The organism is Streptomyces griseosporeus, assembly GCF_014656055.1.
In the GTDB taxonomy this organism is placed as follows: Bacteria; Actinomycetota; Actinomycetes; order Streptomycetales; family Streptomycetaceae; genus Streptomyces; species Streptomyces griseosporeus.
Window position 1 is genome coordinate 38,675 of the sequence record NZ_BNBR01000008.1, and the last position, 24,722, is coordinate 63,396.

Annotated in this window: 21 protein-coding genes; 7 read left to right on the forward strand and 14 right to left on the reverse strand. The window is 74.0% G+C overall.

The window, feature by feature from the left end:
- Nucleotides 1-16: 16 nt before the first annotated feature.
- The 4 genes from IE308_RS37105 to IE308_RS31595 all read right to left on the reverse strand — a co-directional run bounded on the left by IE308_RS37105 (nucleotide 17) and on the right by IE308_RS31595 (nucleotide 4,936).
- Nucleotides 17-1,096: a serine/threonine kinase C-terminal domain-containing protein gene (locus IE308_RS37105; RefSeq protein ID WP_229909278.1), complete on the reverse strand. Its 1,080-nt coding sequence runs from the start codon at nucleotides 1,094-1,096 to the stop codon at nucleotides 17-19.
- Between the two features lie 716 nt (nucleotides 1,097-1,812).
- Nucleotides 1,813-2,172 (reverse strand): hypothetical protein, encoded by a 360-nt coding sequence (locus IE308_RS31585; RefSeq protein WP_190220534.1) that lies wholly within the window; start codon nucleotides 2,170-2,172, stop codon nucleotides 1,813-1,815.
- On the reverse strand, nucleotides 2,162-3,928 hold the full coding sequence (locus IE308_RS31590; RefSeq protein WP_190220535.1) for an AbeC-like domain-containing protein: 1,767 nt from the start codon (nucleotides 3,926-3,928) through the stop codon (nucleotides 2,162-2,164). The genes IE308_RS31585 and IE308_RS31590 overlap by 11 nt, the downstream gene beginning before the upstream one ends.
- A 54-nt stretch (nucleotides 3,929-3,982) precedes the next feature.
- Nucleotides 3,983-4,936 (reverse strand): LysR family transcriptional regulator, encoded by a 954-nt coding sequence (locus IE308_RS31595; RefSeq protein WP_190220536.1) that lies wholly within the window; start codon nucleotides 4,934-4,936, stop codon nucleotides 3,983-3,985.
- Nucleotides 4,937-5,034: 98 nt separating this feature from the next.
- On the opposite strand from IE308_RS31595, the gene IE308_RS31600 reads away from it, so the two are divergent.
- Nucleotides 5,035-6,525, forward strand: coding sequence for an MFS transporter (locus tag IE308_RS31600; protein WP_229909280.1), 1,491 nt, complete (start codon nucleotides 5,035-5,037; stop codon nucleotides 6,523-6,525).
- Between the two features lie 12 nt (nucleotides 6,526-6,537).
- Here the strand turns inward: IE308_RS31600 and IE308_RS31605 are convergent, their stop codons facing one another.
- From IE308_RS31605 to IE308_RS31625, 5 genes are all read right to left on the reverse strand, one after another.
- The gene (locus IE308_RS31605; protein WP_190220538.1) at nucleotides 6,538-7,212 is read right to left on the reverse strand and encodes a serine/threonine kinase C-terminal domain-containing protein; all 675 of its coding nucleotides are present in this window, start codon (nucleotides 7,210-7,212) and stop codon (nucleotides 6,538-6,540) included.
- A gap of 429 nt (nucleotides 7,213-7,641) precedes the next feature.
- Nucleotides 7,642-8,631 (reverse strand): malate dehydrogenase, encoded by a 990-nt coding sequence (locus IE308_RS31610; RefSeq protein WP_110629919.1) that lies wholly within the window; start codon nucleotides 8,629-8,631, stop codon nucleotides 7,642-7,644.
- A 346-nt stretch (nucleotides 8,632-8,977) separates the two neighbouring features.
- A complete protein-coding gene (locus tag IE308_RS31615; protein WP_229909282.1) occupies nucleotides 8,978-10,228 on the reverse strand; it encodes a helix-turn-helix domain-containing protein in 1,251 nt (416 codons plus the stop codon).
- A 589-nt stretch (nucleotides 10,229-10,817) separates the two neighbouring features.
- Entirely contained in the window at nucleotides 10,818-11,285 is a 468-nt protein-coding gene (locus tag IE308_RS31620) for a DUF3017 domain-containing protein (RefSeq protein WP_110629917.1), read from the reverse strand.
- Complete coding sequence (locus IE308_RS31625) at nucleotides 11,275-12,129, reverse strand: bifunctional methylenetetrahydrofolate dehydrogenase/methenyltetrahydrofolate cyclohydrolase (protein ID WP_110629916.1); 855 nt, start codon at nucleotides 12,127-12,129, stop codon at nucleotides 11,275-11,277. Before IE308_RS31625 ends, IE308_RS31620 begins: the two co-directional genes overlap by 11 nt.
- Nucleotides 12,130-12,386: 257 nt before the next feature.
- Between IE308_RS31625 and IE308_RS31630 the strand changes: the two genes are divergently transcribed.
- The 4 genes from IE308_RS31630 (at nucleotide 12,387) to IE308_RS31645 (ending at nucleotide 15,891) form a co-directional block, all read left to right on the forward strand.
- Nucleotides 12,387-12,962, forward strand: a complete 576-nt coding sequence (locus IE308_RS31630; RefSeq protein ID WP_190220540.1) for a hypothetical protein — start codon at nucleotides 12,387-12,389, stop codon at nucleotides 12,960-12,962.
- 133 nt (nucleotides 12,963-13,095) lie between these two features.
- Nucleotides 13,096-13,827: an FHA domain-containing protein gene (locus IE308_RS31635; RefSeq protein WP_190220541.1), complete on the forward strand. Its 732-nt coding sequence runs from the start codon at nucleotides 13,096-13,098 to the stop codon at nucleotides 13,825-13,827.
- Nucleotides 13,824-15,407, forward strand: coding sequence for a protein kinase domain-containing protein (locus IE308_RS31640; protein ID WP_190220542.1), 1,584 nt, complete (start codon nucleotides 13,824-13,826; stop codon nucleotides 15,405-15,407). The genes IE308_RS31635 and IE308_RS31640 overlap by 4 nt, the downstream gene beginning before the upstream one ends.
- A gap of 127 nt (nucleotides 15,408-15,534) precedes the next feature.
- A complete protein-coding gene (locus tag IE308_RS31645) occupies nucleotides 15,535-15,891 on the forward strand; it encodes a hypothetical protein (protein WP_229909284.1) in 357 nt (118 codons plus the stop codon).
- 20 nt (nucleotides 15,892-15,911) lie between these two features.
- Here the strand turns inward: IE308_RS31645 and purH are convergent, their stop codons facing one another.
- Nucleotides 15,912-17,474, reverse strand: coding sequence for a bifunctional phosphoribosylaminoimidazolecarboxamide formyltransferase/IMP cyclohydrolase (purH, locus tag IE308_RS31650; RefSeq protein ID WP_190220543.1), 1,563 nt, complete (start codon nucleotides 17,472-17,474; stop codon nucleotides 15,912-15,914).
- Nucleotides 17,471-18,085, reverse strand: a complete 615-nt coding sequence (gene purN / locus IE308_RS31655; RefSeq protein ID WP_110629911.1) for a phosphoribosylglycinamide formyltransferase — start codon at nucleotides 18,083-18,085, stop codon at nucleotides 17,471-17,473. The genes purH and purN overlap by 4 nt, the downstream gene beginning before the upstream one ends.
- 242 nt (nucleotides 18,086-18,327) lie before the next feature.
- On the opposite strand from purN, the gene IE308_RS31660 reads away from it, so the two are divergent.
- Nucleotides 18,328-19,080, forward strand: coding sequence for a hypothetical protein (locus IE308_RS31660; RefSeq protein WP_190220544.1), 753 nt, complete (start codon nucleotides 18,328-18,330; stop codon nucleotides 19,078-19,080).
- Nucleotides 19,081-19,426: 346 nt separating this feature from the next.
- On the opposite strand, the gene IE308_RS31665 is transcribed toward IE308_RS31660, so the two are convergent.
- Nucleotides 19,427-20,827: a cell division protein PerM gene (locus IE308_RS31665; protein ID WP_229909286.1), complete on the reverse strand. Its 1,401-nt coding sequence runs from the start codon at nucleotides 20,825-20,827 to the stop codon at nucleotides 19,427-19,429.
- A gap of 96 nt (nucleotides 20,828-20,923) precedes the next feature.
- Between IE308_RS31665 and IE308_RS31670 the strand changes: the two genes are divergently transcribed.
- Nucleotides 20,924-22,093 carry a helix-turn-helix domain-containing protein gene (locus tag IE308_RS31670; RefSeq protein ID WP_190220545.1) on the forward strand — a complete coding sequence of 390 codons (1,170 nt, stop codon included), beginning with the start codon at nucleotides 20,924-20,926 and terminating at the stop codon, nucleotides 22,091-22,093.
- Between the two features lie 263 nt (nucleotides 22,094-22,356).
- Here IE308_RS31670 and sucD read toward each other — a convergent pair whose 3' ends face one another.
- Nucleotides 22,357-23,241 carry a succinate--CoA ligase subunit alpha gene (gene sucD, locus IE308_RS31675; protein WP_110629908.1) on the reverse strand — a complete coding sequence of 295 codons (885 nt, stop codon included), beginning with the start codon at nucleotides 23,239-23,241 and terminating at the stop codon, nucleotides 22,357-22,359.
- 21 nt (nucleotides 23,242-23,262) lie between these two features.
- Nucleotides 23,263-24,444: an ADP-forming succinate--CoA ligase subunit beta gene (sucC, locus tag IE308_RS31680; RefSeq protein ID WP_110629907.1), complete on the reverse strand. Its 1,182-nt coding sequence runs from the start codon at nucleotides 24,442-24,444 to the stop codon at nucleotides 23,263-23,265.
- Nucleotides 24,445-24,722: the final 278 nt, after the last annotated feature.

Here is a 24,722-nt window from a genome sequence, read left to right on the forward strand (position 1 = left end):
CGGACCACCCCGGATGTCAGTACAGCGCCGGGGGCGCGTCGCAGTTGGTGTACGGCGGGCAGAACCAGCCGAGCGCCGTGTTGAGCAGCAGCAGCTCGTCCTCGCGGCCGTCGCCGTCGGGGCCGTACACCGTCACGGCGTAGATGTTGCCGTCGGCGGCGACGAACCGCTCGTCGTACACGTGCCAGGTGCCGACGTCGGGCTCGCCCCTGATCCTGTCGGCCAGGTACTCAAGGCGTGAGCCGGTGAACTCGCCGTCGTCCAGGGTCTGCAGGCCGAGCGGGGTGAAGCCGGCCGCCTTGGGCGTGTCGTCCGACAGGAACAGCTCGAAGGAGGCCGCCGGCGACTCCTCCTGCACCTGGTAGACCTGGATGCGGTGGGCGCGGTCGGGGCTGCGGTAGTTGACCACGGCGATGCCGTACGAGGAGTCGACGGTGCTGCGCGACCAGCCCTTCGGTACGGCGATCCGGAACCCTTCTGCGTCGTCGCGCGCCTCGTAGCCCTCGGGGGGCGCGGACGGGCTCGGGGAGGCCTCTTCCGTGTACGGGTCGGTGGGCGCGTCGGTCGGCGTCCCGGTCGGCACCTCGGTGGGGCCGGGCGCGGCGGACGTACCGGCGGATGCCGGGCGGGCGTCCGGGGTGCCGTCGCCCTTCTTCCCGACGACCAGGGTCAGGACGAGGCTCACGGCGACACCGGCCGCGGCGGCGCCGACGACCACGGTCCACAGCACGCGCCGGTTCCACCGCCCGGCCTGTGCGGGCCGGCCGCCCGGGGCCTGCGGAGGCGCGGGCGGCCAGGATCCGTCACCGGCCCACCCGTGGGGGTTCCCGGTCCCACCGGTCCCCGCGGTCTCGGCCACGGACCAGCCCTGACCGGCGTCGGCCGCCGACCAGCCATGACCGCTGTCGGCCACCGGGCCGGAGCCGGAGCCGGGCCCGTGCCAGGCACTGACGGGCCCGGCACCGGGCCAGCCGGGGGTGCCGGGCCAGCCGGGCGAGCCGGGGGTGCCGGGCGAGGCGGGCGTGGTGCCGGGCGAGGCGATGGTGGGTTCGTACGCGACGCCTGCGCCCGCGGGCCCGGCCGGGGCATCAGGCACCGGTCCGGACGGGATTCCGGCCGCCGGCCCGGCCGACGCTCCGGCTGCAGGCCCGGCCGACGCTCCGGCTGCCGGCCCAGCCGCCGACCCGGCCGGGACACCGGGCACCGGTTCCGCCGAGGCTCCGGCTCCGGCCGCCCGTGAATCCGGGCGGGGCTGCGTCTCAGCGGGGGGCTGTGTCTCCGCCGGAGGCTGTGTCTCCGCCGAGGGCAGCTTCTCCGCCGGGGGCTCCGCCGACTCCGGCGGCGCCTGCGCCTCCGGGCGCGCTTCGGCCGAGGCCGCGGACGCATCCTCCGCCGACGCCCCGCCGACCGGCGCCTCGCGGTCCCGCACCGCATCCGCCGATGCCCTGTCGGTCGGCACCGCATCCGCAGGTGCCCCACCCGTCGACGCCCCGTCGGCCGATGCAACGTCGCCCACCGCGACGTCGTCCGGCACCGCGTCCGCCGGGGTCTCACCGGCTGGCCCACCACCGCTCGGCACCGCGTCCGCCGGTATCCCGCCGGCCGGCCCACCACCGCTCACCACCGCACCGCTCGCCCCCGCGTCCGCCGGTGCCTTCGCCGGTGCCTCGCCGCCCGGCGCCACCCCCGGCCGGGACGCGGGCGGCGGGGTCGGTGGGGTCGCCGTATGGGTGGGCGGGGTGGTGGAGTCCTCCCAGCGCTGGGCGTCCTCGTTCCAGTACCGCTGTCCCCCGTGCATCGCCTCGCGTCCTCTCAGATTCCGAGCAGGCCGGCCAGCGCGCCCGCCGAGGCGAGGACGGCCGTCAGGGACTGGGCGTCGGCCAGGAGCTCCCGCAGGCGCTCCCGGCGGGTGGGAGTGGCTTGGCCGGTGCCGGTGATCTCGGCCTCGGTGTCGGCGAGCGCGGCGCCCAGCGCGGCCGTCTGCTCGCTGCCGTTCACCCGCTCCAGGTCGGCCCGCAGCTCGCGGACCGCCTTCAGCAGCGCCTCGGTCTCCGCGTCGGGCCCTGCGCCCCCCGCGTTCTGGTGGTGGCTGACGGCCCGCGCGTGGCTGCCCACGGCGAACGTGCTGTGGGAGACGTCGCCGAAGCGGACGGTCGGTTCCTCACTTGCCATCGCTGCCGGCTCCCTTCTGCGGCGCGGGGCCGCCCGTGACGGTCGAGGCGGTGGCGTGGCTGCCGACGGCGAAGGTGGAGCCCTCGACGCGGCCGATGTTCACGTCACCGTTGCTGATGTTGACGATCTTCTGGACGAACTCGCCGGTCTCGTACCCGGATTCGGCGAGCGCGGCCCGCACCCCGTTCGCCACCCGGTCCTGGACGCTGCGCAGATAGCGGGCGACGTCCATCTCCTGGAACAGCGACCCGGCCGGCACCGAGCCCAGCTCGCGCACCGACAGCGCGGGCCCGTCGGGCAGCGCGCCGGCGTAGCCGCCGGTCAGCAGCCGCCACGCGTACACCAGGCCGCGGCCCAGCGAGGCCAGGGAGCGGCCCGCGGAGCCCGGCACCTGGGCGAGCGCGACGGCGCCCTTGCCGAGGGCGTTGTTGTTCCGGAAGCGGTGGGCCGTACGGTCGGCGTCCTTGAAGTCCTGCCGGACCGGCGTCAGCACGTGCGGGGCGATCTCCAGCATGAGCATGCGGCCCTGGGTGTGGATGCGCACGAAGACCGTGACGACCAGCTCCTCCTCCCAGCCGCCGACGCGGATGCGCAGGAAGTGCCGCCGCTTCTCGCCGCCCTCCTCCACGGCCCGGGCCCGGTGCTCCTCGAAGGCCTCGGGGGTGTACGGCGCCTGCTCGCGGTGGAGCAGCCCCTCGGCGGGCAGGAACACGCACTCGTCGATCTCCAGCCAGCGCAGCCGGTCGCGGACGCCGGGCCCGGCGTGCTCGGCGGGGACGCGGAGCTGTGCGAGCAGCGGCCGGACCTTCTCCAGGACGGTGCGGTTGCCGAGCGGCTGCGGCTTCTTCAGCTCCTCCGGCTTCAGTTCGACGGCGAGCACCCAGGTGTCGTAGGCCGCGCCCGCCCCGCAGAACGGGCGCGCGTCGTGGTACATGATCAGCGGCGCGTGCTGTTCGGTGCGGATGCGCTGCTTCAGCCGCTGGAAGCGCTGGTTGTCGGCCTGTTCGGCGGGGTCGCTCGCGGCGTCCGGGAAGCGCTGCGGGGAGAGTTCGGCGGCCAGGGCGCGGGCGAACTGGCTGCGCCGGCCGTGCTCGCACAGCGCGATGAGCACCAGCACGGCGAGGGCGAGCCAGGCCTGCCAGGGCTTGACCAGGTCGGACACGTCGTCGAGGGCCGGCACGAACACGTCGCCCGGGCTGAGCGAGCCGGAGGAGCCGTAGTCGTAGTACGAGTCGTAGGAACCGTACGCGTACTCGTCGTCGGAGGCGCCGCCGAACGCGGCGACGATGGTGAAGACCAGCAGCGCCCCGAAGAACAGGCGGCCCCACCAGCGGACGAGGAAGGCGGGCACCAGGCGCCACAGGGGCGGTTCGGCGGCCCGGCCCCGGATCCAGGGGGCGACGGCGAGGGCCACGCTGGGCCACACGAACAGGCCGAGCAGGCCGCCGCTGATGCCGAGGCCGACGATCCACAGGCCGATGACCGCCGCCGACCACAGCAGTTCCTGGCGGCGGGCGCGCAGCGCGTGGGCGAGGACCCGGGCGGCGTCGAAGCCGAGCGAGGGCGCCACGATCCGCTGTTCGTTCAGGTGCAGTTCCTCGATGACCCGGTCACGGTATCCGGAATCGAGATAGGTGCCCGCGCACAGCAGCCGGGTCGCCTCGCTGGCGTACGGCGGTGTGGTGGGCGGTGTCGGCGGTGCCGCCCCTGCGGGCGTCGCCGGTGGTGGTTGCTGCGGCACGTAGGCGGTGCTCACGCCACTCCCCCGATGCGTGGGAAAACAGAGGGCCGACGGCAGGTCGGCAAACGATCAGCATAGAGGGGCAGTTGGTGCGGTGGAAGCGGAATGCGGCGCCGTGAGGACGTCCCGGACCGCGCCGCGCAGCCAGGCGTGCGCCGGGTCGGCGTCGTGGCGCGGGTGCCAGGCGAGGCCCAGGCACAGCGGCGGCAGGTGCAGCGGCACGTCGAAGGTGACCAGGCCCAGGGCGCGGGCGAGGGGCAGGCCCCAGGAGGAGATCAGGCCCACGAGGTCGGTCTCGCGCAGGACGAACAGTGAGGCCGGGAAGGTGCTGACGCTGCCCACCACCCGCCGGGCCAGGCCCAGTCCGGCGAGCGCGGCGTCGACGGGCCCGTGCAGCCGGCCGCGCCGGGAGACGCACAGGTGGTCGGCGTCCGCGAACCGCTCGGGGGTCAACTCGCCGTCCAGCAACGGGTGTCCCGCCCGTACGACGCCGACCATGCGGTCCTCGCCCAGGTCCTCCCGGCGCACCTCGGGCGCCACCGTGTCCAGGACGCCCACCTCCAGGTCGGCGGTGCCGTCGCGCAGGAACGGCGCGTCGCCGAGGGCCTCGCCGAGGAAGCGGATGCGGATGCCGGGGGCCTCGGCGGCGGCCCGGGCGTACAGGGCGGGGCCGTGGGAGGCGGCGACGGCGTCGTGGCCGAGGATCGTGAAGGTGCGGCGGACCGTGCCGAGGTCGGTGTCGGCGGGTGCGAACAGGGCGCGGGCCCGCTCCACGACCGCGCTCACCTCGGCGCGTACGGCGAGGGCGCGCGGGGTCGGCACCATCCGGCGACCGGCCCGCACCAGCACCGGGTCGCCGAGCGCCTTGCGGATCCGGCCGAGGGTGCGGCTCATCGCGGGCTCGGACAGGTGCAGCCGGCGGGCGGCGCCCTGCACGCTCTGCTCCTCCAGCAGGACGTCGAGGGCGAGCAGCAGGTTCAGGTCGATGCCGGGGACGGGACCGGCGGCCATGGATTGCGTCATGCGCAACTGTCTCCTGCAAAGGTTGCACTGGAGGTAAGGACGCGGCCGAGCCTACGGTGACAGGGCATCCCCACCACCCACCAACTCCGGGAGGAGCCTTGCCCTCGCCTGCCCCGACGCCCGTCCTGACCCGTCCGGTGGTGCTCGTGCTGTGCGCCTGTGTGCTCGTCGCGCAGAGCATGGTCGCCGCCGTCAACCTGCTCATCCCGCAGCTGGCCGCGTCCTCGCCGCACCCCTCGCACACCCAGCTGCTGTGGACCGTCGACGCCTACGTCATCGTCTTCGCCGGCCTCCTCGTCCCCGCGGGCGCGCTCGGCGACCGGTACGGCCGCAAGGGGGCCCTGCTAGCCGGGCTCGCGCTGTTCGCCGCGGGCGCCGCCACCAGCGCTCTCGCCCCGCAGCCCGCGCTGCTCATCGCCGGGCGGGGCGTCTCCGGGGCCGGCGCGGCCCTCATCATGCCCGCGACCATGTCGGTCATGGTCCAGCTGGCCGGGCCCGAGCGCCGGGCGCGGGCCATGGCCTCCTGGACGCTGGCGATCGGCCTGGGCGGCCTGGCCGGCAACCTCGGCGGCGGCCTGGCAGGGCAGTTCCTGAGCTGGCGCGCGCTGTTCGCGCTCATGCTCCCGCTCTCCGCGCTGCTCGCCCTCGCCGTGGCGGTCACGGTGCCGCGTACCGCCCGCTCCCCGCACAGCAACCTCGACCCGCTGGGCACCGTCCTGCTGACCGGCGGTCTGGTCGCCGTCCTGTTCGGCATCATCGAGGGCCCGGAGCACGGCTGGACCTCGCCGGACATCCTCACGGCCTTCGCTGCGGGCGGGCTGCTCGTCGCCGCCTTCACCGGGCACGCCCTGCGCTCGCGCACCGCGCTGTTCGACCCGCGGGTGTTCGCCGCGCCCCGGCTGCGCGCGGTCACCCTCGGCATGGCGACCGGCTTCTTCGGCCTGTTCGCCCTCTTCTACGTCAACTCCCAGTACCTGCAAGGAGTCAAGGGCTACGGCGCCGCCCTGACCGGCGTCGCGATCACCCCGCTCGTCGCCGGGATGACCCTGGTGCCGAGGCTGGCGGCGCGCTGGGCGCCGTACCCGCGGCCGGTGATCGGCGGCGGTCTGGCCCTCATCGGACTCGGCCTGCTGGGCGTGTCCACGGCGGACGCGGGCACGCCGTACCCGCTGTACGCGTGCTGGCTGCTGGTCATCTCGGCCGGCATGGGGCTGTCGATGCCCGCGCTGACGCTCGGCGTCGTCACCTCGCTGCCGCCGCACCAGGCCGGCCTGGGCTCCGGCCTCGGCACCTCCGCCCGCGAACTGGGCGCGGCCCTCGGCGTCGCCGTCACCGGCACGATCCTGTCCGCCCACCCCGACCTCACCCACGGCATGGGCCCGGCCCTGCGCACGGTCGCCGTGGTGGTCCTGGCGGCGACGGTGGTCGTGGTGACGGGGCACGGGGGCGCGGGGAAAGGGACGGCGACGGCGACGGCACGTACGGCGGACACGGCGAGGACGGCGGCACCGGGTGCGATGGGCGCGCCGGACGGGACGGGGCCGACCGCCGCCGGGAAGGCGGGGCGCCGGCGGACGCCGACCGCCTGACGTGCCGTCGGCTCAGCTCGCGCACTCCGCCGCGTCCTGCGGGCAGAACGACGCCAGGGCCGCCGTCAGCGGTGCGCGGACGCGGGCGAGGGGGACGTCCTCCGGACCGGCCGCGCGGATCGCGTACAGGGTGCCGTCGGCGGCCCGGAAGCGGTGGTCGATCACCTGGCGGGCGCCCTTGTCCGCGTCGTCGTAGCGGTAGGTCAGCTCCGCCCAGCCGGCGCCCGTCGCCCGGTCCAGGGGGCGGTAGCCGGGCTGGGCGGAGAAGCCGTAGCCGGGGTCGTTCTCCGCGAGGTCGAGCGAGTCGGCCGGGGTCGGCTCGGAGAGGGCGAAGATCTGCAACTGGCGCCCGTCGCCCGGGGAGTCGTAGAACACCACCGGCGCCTTCTCCCCCTGCTTCTGCCGCCGGGTCCAGCCCTCGGGCACGTCGAGGGCGTAGCCGACGGGGTCCTGGGCGTGGCGGTAGCCGGACCGCCGGGACGGTGACGGCGACTGTGACGGCGATGTCGGAGGGACCGGCGGGGTGGCGGCGCGCGGGGAGGCCGACGGGGTGGCGGGGGTGGGCGCGGCGGCCGTCGCCGGTGTGTCGTCCCTGGTCAGGTACCAGGCGCCGCCGCCCGCGCCGACCCCGAGGACGGCGGCGACGGCGAGCGCGGTGAGCAGGCCACGGGTGTGGCTGCGGCCCACCGGCCCGGAGGGCGGTGGGGACGGGGGGAGCGGCGGCGGTGTCCAGGCCGCCGGGTACACCCCGCCGACCTGCGTCTCGGCGGAGGCCCAGGCCGGCGGGTCCGGTTGGCCCGTCTGCCACGCCGCCCGGCCGCTCTCCTCGCTCGGCCCGTGAGCCGGGCCGGAGCCTCCGGCGCCGTAACCGCCGTAACCGCCGTGCCCGCCGTGACCGCCGTGGCCGTCGCGTCCCTCGCCTCCGTCGTGCCTGTCGTGTCTGTCGTGTCCGTCGTGTGCGCCCCAGCCGCTCATCGCCATCGCGAGCCCCCCGGAATCACCCCGATCACCCCTGCACGGGACACTTCGACGGTAGCGGCGAAAACGGCCACGGGCCCCGTTCCGGAAGAAACCGGAACGGGGCCCGTGCAGCCTCGTGACGAACCGCGGGGTGCGTCAGATCAGGCCGAGGGAACGGACCGCCTCGCGCTCCTCCGACAGCTCCTGGACGGAGGCGTCGATGCGGGTGCGGGAGAACTCGTTGATGTCCAGGCCCTGGACGATCTCGTACTGGCCGTCCTTGGTGGTGACCGGGAAGGAGGAGATCAGGCCCTCCGGCACACCGTAGGAACCGTCGGACGGGACGGCCATGGAGGTCCAGTCGCCCTCGGCGGTGCCGTTGACCCACGTGTACACGTGGTCGATGGCGGCGTTGGCGGCCGACGCGGCCGACGAGGCGCCGCGGGCCTCGATGATGGCGGCGCCGCGCTTGGCGACGGTCGGGATGAAGTCCTCGGCCAGCCACTTCTCGTCGTTGACGACCTCGGCCGCCGACTTGCCGCCGATCCGGGCGTTGAAGATGTCCGGGTACTGGGTGGCGGAGTGGTTGCCCCAGATGGTCAGGCGGGAGATGTCGGAGACGGTGACGCCGGCCTTCTTCGCGAGCTGGGTCAGCGCGCGGTTGTGGTCGAGGCGGGTCATCGCGGTGAAGCGCTCGGCCGGTACGTCCGGCGCGGCGGCCTGCGCGATGAGCGCGTTGGTGTTGGCCGGGTTGCCGACGACGAGGACCTTGACGTCGTCCGCGGCGTGGTCGTTGATGGCCTTGCCCTGCGGCTTGAAGATGCCGCCGTTGGCCTCCAGCAGGTCACCGCGCTCCATGCCCTTGGTGCGGGGGCGGGCGCCGACGAGGAGGGCGACGTTGGTGCCGTCGAAGGCGACGTTCGGGTCGTCGGTGATGTCGATGCCCTGGAGCAGGGGGAACGCGCAGTCGTCCAGCTCCATCGCGGTGCCCTCGGCGGCCTTCAGGGCCGGGGTGATCTCCAGGAGGCGCAGCTTGACCGGCACGTCCGCGCCGAGCAGCTGGCCGGAGGCGATGCGGAAGAGCAGGGCGTAACCGATCTGGCCGGCCGCGCCGGTGACGGTGACGTTCACGGGAGTGCGGGTCATGGCGTTCTCCGTATGACAGCTGGCGGTGGGGCGTCCCTGCCCCGGGGGTTCGGATGATCGATCTCTCGGCGTCAAGAGATATCCGCGGGTCAGGCTATCGCGCATCCGGCATCCCGGACGGCCGGGTCCGTGTGGCCCACCCCACAGCCCGCCTCCCGGGTGACGTGGTTGACGTGCGACGGGACGGGAAAACGGGTGGGAAAAAGCGGGGCGGCCGCCGGTCCGGGAGAGGAGGGACGTGGCGGCCGCCGGTGGGGGTTCCGTTGCCGGACTCCCGTGGGGGTACGGTTCGCGTGCCCCGTATCGCCGGAGTCATGCGTGCCGTACCGGAATTACTTTCAGCGGGTCAGGGGGTGCACCCCTTGCGGCCGGACGCCAGCGTGGCGCACGCCGTGGCCTCGCCCGCGTCCTTCACGGCCACCATCGGGGTGTAGGCGATGGTGTCCCCGGCGGCGGTGATGGAGCCGGTCTGCCGGGCCGTGCCCGCGCGGACCTCAACCGTGTCGCCCTGTGCCGCCCGGGTGACGCGGCCCCAGGCCGTGCCGCAGGTCTTGCTGTAGCGGACCTCGACGACGGTGGTGCCGACGGTGGCGGTCTTGGCGGTGGTGACGAGGTCGCCGCTGCACCCCATGGCCTCGGCGTCCTTGCCGGTGCAGGTGGCGCCGCTGCACTTGACGCCCGGCGGCAGCTGGACGTTCGTGCTGACGGTCGGGGACGGCGTGGGGGCCTTCGCCTTGTCCTTGCCGCCGCCGTCGCCGGTGACGTAGAACACCCCGGCGATCACGACGAGCACGCCGACGGCACCGGCGAGGAACATCACCAGCCGCCGCTTGCCGCTGCCCGAGCCGGCGTCCGCGGGGCGCGGGACGCGCGGCGGTTCGCCGTACGCCCCCGGGGCGGCGTGCGGTGCACCGGCTCCCGTTCCGGCGCCGGGCCCGGTCCCCCCTCCGGCCCCGGCCCCGGGTCCGGCCAGCGGGCCCTTGGGTGCCGGTCCCTGATACCCGGCGATGCCCCAGGAGTTGGGCCCCGAGCCGTCCGGGGAGGCGGCGGAGTCCGCGCCGGTGCCCGGGCGCGCGTCGGTCACGGCGTCCCGTGCGGCGGCCCGCGCCTCTCGTGCCTCACGCGCCTCCCGCGCGTCCGCGTCCGGTGCCGTCGGCTGCGGCGGCACCGTCGGGGCCACGCCCGCGGGGCCCGCCACGCCGGGTACGGCCGTCGCGCTGCCGCTCCTGCGGGCCGTTCTGCCGCCCGGCTGCGCGCCGGCGGCGCCGGCCCCGCCGAACTCCCCGAGCGCGGCCCGCGCCTGGGATATCCGGATGGCCTCCATGGTCATGTCGTGCCGCATCTCCGAGCGGCTCCAGGCGCGCTCGGCCAGCTCCCACATCGTCGTCAGATGGATGGGATTGGTCCCGGTCACCTCGGCCAGCGCGACGATCGCGCCCTTGGGCGCGAGGAGCCGCCCGTTCAGGTAACGCTCCCAGGACGTCTTGCTGTAGCCCGTGCGGTCGGCCAGCGCCGCGATGCCCAGGCCACTGCGGTCCACCAGCCGCCTCAGCTGACTGGCGAACTCCCTGACCTGCGGATCCAGATCATCCGGCAAGGCCCTCCAACGAGGCATTGCATCCCCCTCTTCCCCCCATACGTGCTGTCTTCTCCCCCGCGCATGACGCCCTCTGCCGAGTCCCCGTCTGGCTACCCACAGGGATGCGCCCACTAAGGATCTCAGTTCCCGGGGTGGGGGCGCACGGGAGCGTTCGGGCTGTGGGCATGCACCGTTGCACGCCCGATGGTCCGCGTCCAGTGGGACGTCCCGGAGCGTCCCGATCGGACACGTTAGCCCCGGTGTACAACCGATCAGCGGGATATCCGCGAACTTGTCAAGACATCGACACGCCGGTCACACCGTTGTCGCCTCGCCCGTCCCGTACGTCCCCGCAGGCGTTCGCGTTCACCGGGCCGCGACGGCACCTGGCGGCGCGGGAGGGGAGGCGCCACCCTGCGGAAACGATTCCGCGGGCGGTCGCTGTGGCAGGGCGCGGACACGGTAGCGGAACGGTCACTTCCGTGACACAGCGCGCTGACAGGCGTTGAACAGGCGGTTCGCCCTGCGGGAGCGTGTCGGTGGACGGCGGCCCGCCCCCGCTCGGGGGAGGGGACGGGCCGCCGGACATCCCCTCGGCGCGGGGCGGTCAGTTCTCCAGCGTGAAGTGCAGCGTGTCCTTGAGGAACGGGATCTCCAGCCAGGGATCGGGCTGCGCCATCAGCGCCAGCAGCACGATGGCCAGGCCCAGCACGCCGTAGGTGGCGATGTCCGTGAAGCGGGAGCGCACCGCGAGCATGCCGACGCCGGGCAGGAGCCAGCGCAGTACCGCCCCGCCGAGCAGCGCCAGCCCGATCAGCAGCGTGCCGACCCGGAACGCGTCCAGGGCGGTCACCAGCAGGCCCAGCGCGACCGTGCCGAGCACGGCGAGCACCGGCCACTGCCGGGCGGGCGCCGGGGCGTCCTTGGACGCGGCCCGGCCACCGCCCTCGGGACGCGCGGTGTCCCGGGTGAACAGGGGGAAGCGGCGCGTCGCGCGCACCGGCCGCCCCTCGGCGTCCGGGGCGCTGACCGCGTCCCGGACCTCGATGCCGTTGCCCGGGTCCTCAGCCGACACTGCGCTCCGCCGCCTCGACCACGTTGACGAGCAGCTGCGCGCGGGTCATCGGGCCGACCCCGCCGGGGTTCGGGGAGAGGAAGCCGGCCACCTCGGCGACGTCCGGGTGCACATCGCCGACGATCTTGCCGTCGGCGTTGCGGGAGACACCGACGTCGAGGACGGCCGCGCCGGGCTTGACGTCCTCGGGGCGCACCAGGTGGGCCGAGCCGGCGGCGGCGATGATGATGTCCGCGCGCTTGAGGTGCGCCGACAGGTCGCGGGTGCCGGTGTGGCACTGGGTCACGGTGGCGTTCTCGCTGCGCCGGGTCAGCAGCAGCGGCATCGGGCGGCCGATGGTGACGCCGCGGCCGACGACCACGACCTCGGCGCCCTTCAGCTCGACGCCGTAGCGGCGCAGCAGGGTGAGGATGCCGTTGGGGGTGCAGGGCAGCGGGGCGGGCTCGTTCAGGACGAGGCGGCCGAGGTTCATCGGGTGCAGGCCGTCGGCGTCCTTGGCCGGGTCCATCAGCTCCAGGATGCGGTTCTCGTCGATGCCCTTGGGCAGCGGCAGCTGGACGATGTAGCCGGTGCAGGCCGGGTCCTCGTTCAGCTCGCGGACGACCGCCTCGATCTCCTCCTGGGAGGCGGTGGCGGGCAGTTCGCGCTGGATGGAGGCGATGCCCACCTGGGCGCAGTCCCGGTGCTTGCCGGCGACGTACTTCTGGCTGCCGGGGTCGTCCCCGACGAGGATCGTGCCGAGGCCGGGCGTGACGCCCTTCTCCTTCAGCGCCGCCACGCGGGCGGTCAGATCGGACTTGATCGCGGCTGCGGTGGCCTTGCCATCGAGAATCTGGGCGGTCATGGCCCCATCCTCCCGGATGACCGGCCCCCGGTTCCAATCCGGGTGCGTTCCGGACCCCTCCCGCTGTGTACCGCCATGATCGGTGATGTTGCACTTGCACAACACGTGGCGAATGCCGCTGGACAAGTCGTACGGAACTGAAGAACGATGAGCCGACAGTGCCGCGGGCAGTACCGGGGGGACCAACCGCATCTGTCGACCTTCCTCCGACCACGCCGCGCGTCCCCGCACCTGCGCACCACGGAGGAATGACCCCCATGAGTTTCGGCGACCCGAACAACCCCTACGGGCAGCCGCCCCAGCAATCCGCTCCCGGCTACGGCTACCCGCAGCAGCAGCCCGGCGGCTACGGCTACCCGGCCGCCCCGCCGATGCAGCAGCCGTACGGGATGCCCGTCGGTCCTTCGCAGATGCCCGGCATCACCCGCGCCGCGCAGATCATGCTGGGTGTCATCGCACTCGCGCACGCGGCCATCGCGGCCCTCTACGGCTACACGCTGACCATCTGGGACAAGACGATGGAGGAAGCCGGCGTCAACGGCAGCGCCGATGCCGAGCGCTTCGCGGACTTCGGCAAGGGCGTCGTCGTCTTCCTGCTGGGCCTGGCCACCGTCTTCGCGCTGCTCGGTCTGGTGCTGCTGCTCCAGTACGGCAAGGGCGGCAACGCGGTGCGCGTCTGCTCGATCGTCTACGGCTCCTTCGCCATCCTCACCGGCATCGTGATGATCGCCGCCTGGGGTCTCGGACTGGTCATCATCGTGGTCGCCATCCTGCTGATCGTCTTCGCCGCGAAGCGGGCCAGCGCCGACTGGTTCCGCCGCCCGCGCTACTGAACCGCCCGGCGCCACCGCAGGGTTCGCGCCAATCACGTCTCCGGGGCCGTGTCTCACCCGTTCGAGGGGGACACGGCCCTGCCGCGTCGCCCTACTCTGACAGCGGTAGCTGTCGGGCACGGGGAGTCGCACCTTGTACAGCATCATCGTGGTACCTCCGCCGACCACGGAGGACACCGGCCGCCCCGCTCAGATCCGCCTGGCACCGGGTGAGCGAATCACCTTCGGGCGCAGCGCCGGCAACGACGTGGAGATCCCCCACGAGGGCGTCTCCCGCCGCGCCGGGGAGATCCGCGCGCAGGGCGCCTACTGGATACTGAGCAACCTGTGCGCGCACCAGACGTACGTCGTGGAGAACCCCGAGGGCGCCGGGGAGCACATCAAGGTCGGGCCGGGCCGGCTGGAGGCGCCGGTGCCGTTCGAGTTCTCCCGGATCGTGCTGCCCGCCGCGGGCGACCTGCTGGCGATTCAGGTGTGGGCGCCCCGCCACGACTATCTGCGCGGCGGCGGGGGCCTGGACGGCGAGACCACCGCGCCCGCCTTCTCCCTGGACCGCGGCAAACGGTACTTCGCGGTGCTGGCGGCCCTGTGCGAGCCGCGGCTGCGCGGCGCACCGCACGCCCCGCTGCCCACCGTGGACCAGGTGGTGGAGCGGCTGGCCCCGGTGTGGCCGGCCGCCTCCCGCGCCTCCGTGCAGTGGAACATCGACTACCTCGCCGTGAAGCTGCGGCTCAAGCCCGGCCCGGAGGCCGCGGAGAGCGGCCCGCGGCTCAACGGCAAGAAGGAGTCGCTGGTCTCCCTCGCGCTCCGGTTCGACCTGGTCCGCGAGGACGACCTGGCGCTGCTGCGGGAACCGGCGCGGTGACCGAGCCGTACGCCGTGGCCGTGCCCCGGGGCTACCGGGTCGGCGGCTGGGAGGTGCGCGCGCCGCTCGCCACGGGCGCCTTCGGCAGCGTGTACGCCGCCCGCCGCACCGGCGAGACGCCCGCCGGGCTGCCCGCCGAGGCCGCCCTGAAGTTCCTGCCCACCGGCACGGGCACCCCGCGACAACTCGCCCACCTGCGCGAACTGGCCGAGCGGGAGGTCGAGTTGCACCGGCGACTGAAGCAGCCCCGGCTGATCCGCATGTACGACACCCTCACCGTGGACGATCCCGGGCGGCCGGAGCTGGACGGCGCCACCGTGCTCGTCCTGGAGAAGGCCGAGGGGTCCCTCGCCGCGCTGCTCACGGCCTCCCCGCGCCCGCCGGGCGGTCCCGCGCTGCTCGCGCAGGTCTGCGAGGGCCTGCACCAGCTGCACCGCGCCGGGTGGGTGCACGGCGACCTGAAACCGGCCAACGTGCTGCTGATGGCGGACGGTTCGGTCCGGCTCGCCGACTTCAACATGGCCGCCGAGTTGGAGGGCACCCACGCCTACACGCCCGCCTTCTCCACCCCGGACTACACGCCGCCCGAGCTGCTGTGGACCGAGATCGGCGAACGGGGCCGCAGGATCCGCCCGTCGGCCGACGTGTGGGCCTTCGGCGTCCTCGCCCACCTGGTGCTGACCGGGTCCTTCCCGCTGCCCGGCGGCACTCCGACGGCCCGCCGCGACGCGGCCGCCGCGTACGCCCGCGGCACCGACGAGCTGCGGCTGTCGCCGGAACTGCCGGACGCCTGGCGGGACGTCGTGCGTGCCTGCCTGGCCCGCACGCACGCCGAGCGCGTTACGGGCGAGGAGTTGCTCGACCGGGTGCGCGCGGCCACCGGAACCGCCTCCCGCGCCCCGCGGCTGCCCCGGGCACTGCGCCGCCGCCCCGGCCGCCGCTCCCGCCGTACCGCCGTCGCCGCCGCGGTGGCGGGCACGGTCGCGGTGGCCGCGCTCGGGTACGGCATCAGCACCTGGGCCGACGGCGGGGGCGGAAGCCCGGGAAGCCCAGGGAGTTCGGGAAGTCCGGGGAAGGACACCGCCGCGAGCTACGGCGCCGCCGAACTGCGGACCGACCGGGGCGTGCCGGTCGCCTACCGGCGGCTCATCGTCGACTCCGCGCACACCTGCCTCCAGCCCGAGGTCAGCCCCGCGCTGCTCGCCGCGATGCTGAAGGTGGAGAGCGACTTCGACCCGGACCTGTCCGATCCGGCCAAGGACGAGTACGGCATCGCCCGCTGGACGCCCGGCGTGCTGCGCTGGTGGATCCGCGCGGACGGCGTGCCCGCCGCCGAGACGCCCCGCCCTCCCCTCACCCCGGCCCAGTCCGTTCCCGCCATGGCCCGCTACCTGTGCTCCATCGAGCCGCGGCTGGACGCCCACGGCCTGAAGGGCGACCGGCGGGTGCTGCTCGCCGCCGCCTACCGCACCTCGTACAAGAAGGTGAACGACGCGGGCGGCGTTCCCCCGAAGTACCGCGACTACGCCGGCCGCGTCGCCCACTGGCTCCAGGAGTACACGCCGCCGGGCCGCCCGTGACCCTGTGAGTTCCGAGGTACCACCCGCCCGCCGGGGGCGGCACGGTGGGAGCCGACCACAGGTCTCCGGCCTTCTCGGGGGAGGGCCGGAGACCGCGCGCACCACCTCACGACAGGGGGAACACCTCATGACCCTGATCCGCAAGGCTCTCGCCCTCGGCGCCGCCACCGTCACCGCCGGCGCGGCCCTCACGCTCACCACCGCGGGCAGCGCCCAGGCCGCCAACCCGTGCTGGCGGGACGGCTCCGTGTACTACTGCAACAACGCCACCGGCGCCAAGGTCTACGCGGGCGCCAACACGAACGAGGTCGTCGGCCGGATGTACTCCAACCCGTCCTGGTTCGTCTGCAAGTTCGACGGCGGCCAGAACCACGGCGGCCCGCACCCGAACCGCTGGCTGTACACCCAGGCCGACAACGGACGGTGGGGCTGGATGAGCGACAACGACATCGCCTCCGAGACCAACCCCGTGCCGTCCTGCTGACGTGCTGACGTGCTGACCTTCTAGTGGAAGAAGTGGCGGGTGCCGGTGAAGTACATCGTGACACCCGCCTTCTTCGCGGCCTCCACGACCTGCTCGTCGCGGATCGAGCCGCCCGGCTGGACGATGGCCCGCACCCCGGCGGCGATGAGGATCTCAGGACCGTCGGGGAACGGGAAGAACGCGTCCGAGGCGGCGTACGCGCCGCGGGCCCGCTCCTCGCCCGCCCGCTCCACGGCGAGCTTGCACGAGTCGACGCGGTTGACCTGGCCCATGCCGACGCCGACCGAGGCGCCGTCCTTGGCGAGCAGGATCGCGTTGGACTTCACCGCGCGGCACGCCTTCCAGGCGAAGGCGAGCTGCTGCAGCTCGTCCTCACCGAGCGCCTCGCCGCTGGCCAGCGTCCAGTTGGCCGGGTCGTCGCCGTCGGCCTGGAGCCGGTCGGCGACCTGGAGCAGCGCGCCGCCGTCGATCGGCTTGACCTCGACGGGGTGCGCGGGGCCGTCGGGGCAGCGCAGCACCCGGATGTTCTTCTTCTTGGTGAGGGCCTCCAGGGCCCCCTCCTCGTAGTCCGGGGCGACGATGACCTCGGTGAAGATCTCCGCGACCTGCTCGGCCATCTCCTTGCTGACCGGCCGGTTCACGGCGATGACACCGCCGTACGCGGAGACCGGGTCGCAGGCGTGCGCCTTGCGGTGCGCCTCGGCGACGTCCGCGCCGATCGCGATGCCGCAGGGGTTGGCGTGCTTGATGATCGCGACGCAGGGCTCGGCGTGGTCGTACGCGGCACGGCGGGCGGCGTCCGTGTCCGTGTAGTTGTTGTACGACATCTCCTTGCCGTGCAGCTGCTCGGCGGCCGCCAGGCCGCCCTCGCCGGAGACGTACAGCGCGGCCGGCTGGTGCGGGTTCTCGCCGTAGCGCAGGGTGTGCGCGCGCTCCAGGGTGGCGGCGATGAACTCGGGGAACTGGGAGTCGTCGGCCGGCGCGTAGGAGGAGGCGAACCAGGAGGAGACGGCGATGTCGTACTCCGCCGTGTGCCGGAAGGCCTCCGCGGCCAGGCGCTTGCGGGCGGCGAGGTCGAAGCCGCCGTCCTGGACGGCCGCGAGGACGTCGGCGTACCGCTCGGGGCTGGTGACCACGGCCACCGAGGGGTGGTTCTTGGCGGCGGCGCGGACCATGGAGGGGCCGCCGATGTCGATCTGCTCGACGCACTCGTCCGGCGTGGCGCCGGAGGCGACGGTCTCGCGGAACGGGTAGAGGTTGACGACGACGAGGTCGAACGGCTCCACGCCCAGCTCGGCGAGCTGCTCGCGGTGGCTGGCCAGGCGCAGGTCGGCGAGGATGCCGGCGTGCACGCGCGGGTGCAGGGTCTTGACCCGGCCGTCCAGGCACTCGGGGAAGCCGGTCAGCTCCTCGACCTTGGTGACGGGGACGCCGGCGGCGGCGATACGGGAGGCGGTGGACCCGGTCGACACCAGCTCGACCCCGGCCTCGTGCAGCCCGCGGGCCAGCTCCTCCAGGCCGGTCTTGTCGTAGACGCTGACGAGCGCCCGGCGAATCGGCCGCTTGTTGCTCTCGGCGGTCACTGGATAACTACCTTTCGTCCCTCAATGCGATAGCCGTTGCGGGCGAGTCGCCCCACGACCTCGACGAGCAGCCTTCGCTCGACTTCCTTGATGCGCTCGTGCAGAGCGCTCTCGTCGTCCTCGTCCCGGACCTCGACCACGCCCTGGGCGATGATCGGGCCGGTGTCGACGCCGTCGTCGACGAAGTGGACGGTGCATCCGGTGACCTTGGCGCCGTACGCGAGCGCGTCGCGGACGCCGTGGGCGCCGGGAAAACTGGGCAGCAGGGCCGGGTGCGTGTTCACGAACCGGCCGCCGAAGCGGGCCAGGAACTCCTTGCCGACGATCTTCATGAACCCGGCGGAGACGACGAGGTCGGGCTGGTGGGCGGCGACGGCCTCGGTGAGGGCGGCGTCCCAGGCCTCGCGGTCGGCGTGGTCCTTCACCCGGCACACGAAGGTCGGCAGCCCGGCGCGCTCGGCCCGGGCGAGCCCCTCGATGCCGTCGCGGTCGGCGCCGACGGCCACGACCTCGGCACCGTAGGCCGCGGAACCGACGGCGGCGATCTCGTCGAGGAGCGCCTGCAGATTGGTGCCGGAGCCGGAGACCAGCACGACGAGGCGCTTGGCCACGGTGGAGCCCTTTCTCGGAAAGCGTCTTTGTAGGGTCGTACGAATGCTTCGGACTCCCGGATACGGGGAAGCCTACGAAGCGGCCGACCGTCAGCAACGATACCGGCACACCGGACGGGCCCCCGGGGACGGGGGCGGAGGCGGACGGTAGCGTCTGGGAGGAACGGGATCGGGAACGCCGCCGGTGGGCGGCACGTTCACCGGACGACAGCCGTATCGCCAAGGGGAAAGACGCTCACTTGATGCCGGACCGCAGCCTGCGACTCCTCACGCACACACGCGGCGCCCTGCTGCTGCGGGAGCGGCCCTCGTCGCCGCCGGACGCCCCCTCCGACGGGCAGCGGGGCCAGGGCGACCAGGACGACAACCCCTTCGCCCCGCCGCCGGAGGGCACCCCCGACCGCCCCTGGCAGCCCCGGCACCCCGCGGGCGGGCAGGGCGGCCAGGGCGGTGACGGCCAGGGCAACCCCTGGGGGCGCGGCTGGAGCGACCGCCAGCCCGGCCGCCAGCCCGGCGGCTTCGGCGAACGCCCCGGCACCCGCCCCGAGGACGGCCCCGGCGACGGTCCGGGCGGCCCCGGCGGGGGCCCGGGCAGCGGCCCCGGCACGGGCCTGCGCTGGGACCCGACCGACCCCGCCCAGCGCCGCGCCCGGTACGCGCTGCTGAGCGGCATGTGGGCCTTCTTCTTCGCGCTCTTCAGCTGGCCGTACGTGGCGCTGCTGCTGGGCGCGCTGGCCCTGTACTGGTCGATCAGCGCCCTGCGCGCCAAGCCCCACGCCTCCCCCGACACCGCCCGCCCCCAGACGACCGCCGCCGTCAGCGGCCTGGTCACCGCGTCCCTGGCCCTGGCCCTGGTCGCGGCGAGCTTCACGGCGCAGCTGGTGTACCACGACTACTACACGTGCACGAAGGACGCCCTGACGACGGAGGCGAAGCAGTCCTGCAACGAACTGCTGCCGAAGGAGCTGCGGGGGTTGCTGGGGTCGGAGGGGTAGACCGGGGCGACATTCCGGCGCCCCCGGCCGGTCGGGGGCGCGGAGAGGCGCCCAGCCTCCAGCCGACCTAGCGGGCGGGCGGGCGCACGGAGGGGGATCACCTCCCAGCCGACCGAGCGGGCGGACAGGCAGGGGTCGCCTCCCAGCCGACCGAGCGGGCGGGCACGCAGGGGGATCGCCTCCCAGCCGACCCTGTCGGGCGGATGGTGGGCGGGCGCTCACTCTGCAACCCGCCGAGCCGGGCCGGGGGGGCGTTCACCTCTCATCCCACCGAGTCGGGTGGTGGGTGGGCATAGGCCGGGGGTCCAGGGGGCGGAGCCCCCTGGGGCGGCACGTGGGCGCCGGGTCACGGGGTGTCGGGGTCCAGGGGGAGGAAGTCGTACGGGGCCGGGTCCTCGTCCGGCATCTGCGACGGCGCCGTCGACTTCGGTACCGCCGGAGGCTCAGGCACCGCCGCCTCACCCCCACGGCGGCGGAACGCCCGTACCGTCACCGCCACCGGCACCCCCACCCCGGCCACCCAGCCCGCCCCCGCCCCGCCGACCTGCCACCACACCGGCCCGAACCGCGCCAGCGCCGCCACCCCCAGCGACCCGCCCGCCAGCGCCGCGCACCCCGCGAGCAGCGCCCCGCACACCAGCCCGGCCAGCACCCCGACCAGCGCGGTCCGCCCACACGTCCACCGCAGCCCGGCCGCCCGCACCGCCACGAACCACCCCGTCACCACCCCGGCCACCACCGGCACCGCCCCCGCGGCCCAGTTCCACCACGTCCCCGCCCCCGCCTCCGGCACCGCCGCCAGCAGCGGGAACGGCGGCAGCAGCGGCGCCGGGTCGGAGGCGAGCGGCGCCGTGACATGGCCGGCGGCGAGGGAGAACCCCGGCCCGAGGGCGTACGCGGCACCCCACACCGCCGCGTTCGGCACCAGCGCCAGACACAGCAGCAGCACCGCGAACCGCCCGGACCACCCCTCCGTCAGCGCGAGGAACGACCCGCTCGCCGCCCGCCAGTGCCACACCAGCGACATCGCCACCAGCAGCGCCCCGCCCCCGACCAGCACCACCGCCCCGGCCGCCGCGGCCCGCCCGGCCGCCCCCAGCCGCTCCCGCGCCGCCGGCCCGAGGACGGCTCGCCGCAGCGGCCCCGGCAGCAGCACCAGCACGTTGTCGAAGGGCTCGCGCGGACGGCCGTACGCCGTCCAGACCCCCGACCCGGCGGCCACCAGCGCGACCAGCGGCACCCCGGCCAGCCCGGCCGCGCCCCGCCAGTCGGGCCGCAGGGTCCCGGCGGAGGCGTACAGCGCGGCGGCCGTGCCGACGGCGAGGTAGCCGAGGACGGTGCCCGCCCACGCCGTCCGCGCGGAGCCGAGCGGTTCGCCGTCGTCGCCGTACACCGCGTCCCGCGCCGCCCGGTGCAGCAGCCACACCGGCAGCGCGAGCAGCAGCAGCGGCGTCAGCCCGACGGGGGCGGGCACGCCGGACAGGGTGTCGGTGCGGACCAGCTCCACCCCGTGCGCGAGCAGCCACAGCGCCGTCGCGATGTGCAGCGCGCCGCCCGGCCCGCTGTCGGGATACGGCGAGCTGATCCACAGCACCATCACGAGCACGGCGGACGCGCCGAGCCCGAGCCCGGCGGCGACCGCGCCACCCAGGAGGCTGGCGGCCAGACCGGGCGAACGGTCGCGCATCCGGGTGAGCAGGGGCGACAACGACAGGCGGCGGGCGGTCATCTGGATCACGACCGTCATGCTCCCAACGACACGCGCTTTCCCGTCGTAACAGGCGAACTTCCGCCGTGTCACTCAATATACGTTTATGTACTTTTTCGTACGAAGGGGCGCCCTGTGACGCAGAGCCCTGCCACCCCGCTTCCTCCGCCCAAGGAGCGCCGACGCCTGCGCGAGACGGCCTCGCTGACGCAGGCTCAGCTCGCGGCACGGCTGGGTGTCTCCCGGCAGACGGTGCGCGCGTGGGAGTCCGGCCGTACGGCACCGCGCGGCGCGAAGGGGGAGGCGTACAGCAGACTGCTGGCCGACTTCGCCGAGCGGTCCGAGGTAACACCCGAGGTGACACCCGAGGCGGCATCCGAGATGACGGCCCCTCAGACGCCGGAGCCCGTCACCCCGGTGTCCCTCGCCAAGGAAGTGGTGGTGGCCGTACCCCAGCCCCAGGCCGCCCCCTCCCCCTCCTCACCCGCGGCCTCCGCCCCCGCGCCCGCCCTGACGCCCGCTCAGGCCTTCGACGCGCTGTACGCGTTCTGCGCCCCCGCCCTCGTACGCCAGGCCTTTCTGCTCACCGGCCGGCGGGAACTGGCCCGCGAGTCGGTGGAGCGGGCCTTCCAGCTCGCCTGGCAGCGCTGGCCCGAGGTGGCCCGGGACCGCGACCCGGCGAGCTGGGTGCGGGCGGCGGCGTACGAGTACGCCCTCTCCCCCTGGCACCGCTTCCGCCCCCGCTACCGGCACCCCGAGCCGCCGCCCGCCGCGCCCGCCGACCGGGTGCTGCTGGACGTGATGCTGAGCCTGCCGCCGTCGTACCGCCGCACGCTGCTCCTGCACGACGGCGTGGGCCTCGGCCTGCCGGAGACCGCCGCCGAGACGGAGGCGAGCACGCCCGCCGCGGCCGGCCGCCTGCTGCACGCCCGGCAGGCCGTCGCCGCCCGCCTGCCGGACCTGACGGACCCCGCCGAACTGCACCGGCGGCTGACCGCCCTGGCCTCCGCCGAGCGACTGCGCGCCCCGAGGCCGCCCGTCGTCCGCTCGGGCAGCGAACGCCGCGCCCGCTTCTGGACCCGGGCCGCCATCGCCTTCACGGTCGCGATCATCGGCGCGACGGCCCTGACCCTGCGGACGGCCCCCACGCAGTACGAACCTCCCGTGCCGCCGGGCGAGGCCGTACAGGGAGTCCCTCCGAGGTCGGCCCCCGGCCCGCTGTCGGAGGAGGAGCTGTCCCTGAAGGCCAAGCTGCGGTCGGAGACGGCCCACGGCCCGGAGCGACTGGTCCCGCGCGCCGAGTGAGGGCCCCTGGCGCGACTCACCCGGCAGTGGGACCAGGCGATGGACGGGCGGCCGGGGCGGCGGCGGACCCGGCGCTGGGCGGGCGACCCTGACGGCTGCGGAACGGCGGCCGGACGACGGCCGGAGGGCGACCCGGACGGCAGCCGGACGGCGGCCCGGACGGCGGGCTGAGGGCGGTCCGGACGGCGGCCGGCCCGGCCGTGGAACGGCGGTGGGCCCGCCCCCCTGTACGGGGAGCGGGCCCACCGGCGTGGTTCAGGCGCTCAGCCGGCGAGGATCTCGCGGGCGAGCTTGGCCGTCTCGGTCGGCGTCTTGCCGACCTTGACGCCGGCGGCCTCCAGGGCCTCCTTCTTGGCCTGGGCCGTGCCGGAGGAGCCGGAGACGATGGCGCCGGCGTGGCCCATGGTCTTGCCCTCGGGCGCGGTGAAGCCCGCGACGTAGCCGACGACCGGCTTGGTCACGTTGTCCTTGATGAAGGCCGCGGCCCGCTCCTCGGCGTCGCCGCCGATCTCACCGATCATGACGATCAGGTCGGTGTCGGGGTCGTCCTGGAACGCCTTCAGCGCGTCGATGTGGGTGGTGCCGATGATCGGGTCACCACCGATGCCGACGCAGGTCGAGAAGCCGATGTCCCGCAGCTCGTACATCATCTGGTACGTCAGCGTGCCCGACTTCGAGACCAGGCCGATGCGGCCCGGCTTGGTGATGTCGGCCGGGATGATGCCGGCGTTCGACTGACCGGGGGTGATCAGGCCGGGGCAGTTCGGACCGATGATGCGGGTCTTGTTGCCCTTCTTGCCGGCGTACGCCCAGAAGTTCGCCGTGTCGTGCACGGCGACGCCCTCGGTGATGACGACCGCGAGCGGGATCTCGGCGTCGATCGCCTCGATGACCGCGTCCTTGGTGAACTTCTCCGGGACGAAGATGACCGTCACGTCGGCGCCGGTCTTCTCGATGGCCTCCTTGACGGAGCCGAAGACCGGTACCTCGGTGCCGTCGAAGTCGACCGAGGTGCCCGCCTTGCGCGGGTTCACGCCACCGACGATGTTGGTGCCGGACGCCAGCATGCGCTTGGTGTGCTTCTGGCCCTCGGAGCCGGTCATGCCCTGGACGATGACCTTGGATTCCTTGGTGAGGAAGATAGCCATGGTGTTGTGTGACCTCGTCCCTTACTTCGCGGCAGCAGCCAGCTCGGCGGCCTTGTCGGCCGCGCCGTCCATGGTGTCCACACGCTGCACGAGCGGGTGGTTGCGGTCGTCCAGGATCTTCCGGCCCAGCTCGGCGTTGTTGCCGTCGAGGCGGACGACCAGCGGCTTGGTGACTTCCTCGCCCTTGCTCTCCAGGAGCTCCAGGGCCTGCACGATGCCGTTCGCGACGGCGTCGCAGGCGGTGATGCCGCCGAAGACGTTGACGAAGACGGACTTGACGTCCGGGTCGCCGAGGATGATCTCCAGGCCGTTCGCCATGACCTCGGCGGAGGCGCCGCCACCGATGTCGAGGAAGTTGGCGGGCTTGACGCCGGAGTGGTTCTCACCGGCGTACGCGACGACGTCCAGGGTGCTCATGACGAGACCCGCGCCGTTGCCGATGATGCCGACCTCGCCGTCGAGCTTGACGTAGTTGAGGTTCTTCGCCTTGGCAGCCGCCTCGAGCGGGTTGGCGGCGGCCTTGTCGTGCAGTTCCTCGAAGTCCGGGTGGCGGAACTCGGCGTTGTCGTCCAGCGACACCTTGCCGTCGAGGGCGATGACCTCGCCGGAGGCGACCTTCGCCAGCGGGTTGACCTCGACCAGGAGGGCGTCCTCCTTGATGAAGGTGTCCCACAGCTTGACGAGGACGTTCACGACCTTGTCGGCGACCTCGGCCGGGAACTTGGCGGCCTCGACGATCTCGCGGGCCTTTGCCTCGTCCACGCCGTCGATGGCGTCGATCGCGATCTTGGCGACGGCCTCGGGGCGGGTGGCCGCCACCTCCTCGATCTCCATGCCGCCCTCGACGGACGCGATGGAGAGGAAGGTGCGGTTGGCACGGTCGAGGAGGAAGGAGACGTAGTACTCCTCGAGGATCTCCGGAGCCGTCTCGGCGATCATCACCTTGTGGACCGTGTGGCCCTTGATGTCCATGCCGAGGATGTCCGTCGCGCGGGCGACGGCCTCGTCCGGGGTGGCGGCGAGCTTGACGCCGCCGGCCTTGCCGCGACCACCGACCTTCACCTGCGCCTTGACGACGGACTTGCCGCCCAGACGCTCGGTGATCTCGCGCGCCGCCTCAGGCGTGTCGATGACTTCACCGGCCAGCACCGGTACATCGTGCTTGGCGAAGAGGTCCCTCGCCTGGTACTCGAACAGGTCCACGCGCTTCCGTCCCTATCAGTGATCTCGCGGTTCGTTGGATGCGTGGGCGTGCCGCGAAGGGCAACGTGACGTCCGCTTGTCACAAGGGGGGCGCACACGGTGTCCGAGCGCGCGGCATGTCCGTCTCGCAGGTTATCGCCGCTGGGCGGACCTCTCTAAATCGCATCTCACACGTGAGCGGTGATACCTGTCACACGATGCCGGAATCTGTTCGATTCGTCGGCACTGCGTGCCGCCGGCGCGGGCCTCGGGGCGGGGTGCGCGGCCGATGCGGCGAG

What these genes read in the sequence shown, in the direction of transcription:
- IE308_RS31660 (WP_190220544.1), top strand. Translation starts at nt 18,328, where the DNA reads ATGCCGGACCGCAGCCTGCGACTCCTCACGCACACACGCGGCGCCCTG.
- IE308_RS31665 (WP_229909286.1), bottom strand. Translation starts at nt 20,827, where the DNA reads ATGACGGTCGTGATCCAGATGACCGCCCGCCGCCTGTCGTTGTCGCCC.
- IE308_RS31625 (WP_110629916.1), bottom strand. Translation starts at nt 12,129, where the DNA reads ATGACCGCCCAGATTCTCGATGGCAAGGCCACCGCAGCCGCGATCAAG.
- sucD (WP_110629908.1), bottom strand. Translation starts at nt 23,241, where the DNA reads ATGGCTATCTTCCTCACCAAGGAATCCAAGGTCATCGTCCAGGGCATG.
- IE308_RS31610 (WP_110629919.1), bottom strand. Translation starts at nt 8,631, where the DNA reads ATGACCCGCACTCCCGTGAACGTCACCGTCACCGGCGCGGCCGGCCAG.
- IE308_RS31630 (WP_190220540.1), top strand. Translation starts at nt 12,387, where the DNA reads ATGAGTTTCGGCGACCCGAACAACCCCTACGGGCAGCCGCCCCAGCAA.
- IE308_RS31645 (WP_229909284.1), top strand. Translation starts at nt 15,535, where the DNA reads ATGACCCTGATCCGCAAGGCTCTCGCCCTCGGCGCCGCCACCGTCACC.
- IE308_RS31585 (WP_190220534.1), bottom strand. Translation starts at nt 2,172, where the DNA reads ATGGCAAGTGAGGAACCGACCGTCCGCTTCGGCGACGTCTCCCACAGC.
- IE308_RS31595 (WP_190220536.1), bottom strand. Translation starts at nt 4,936, where the DNA reads ATGACGCAATCCATGGCCGCCGGTCCCGTCCCCGGCATCGACCTGAAC.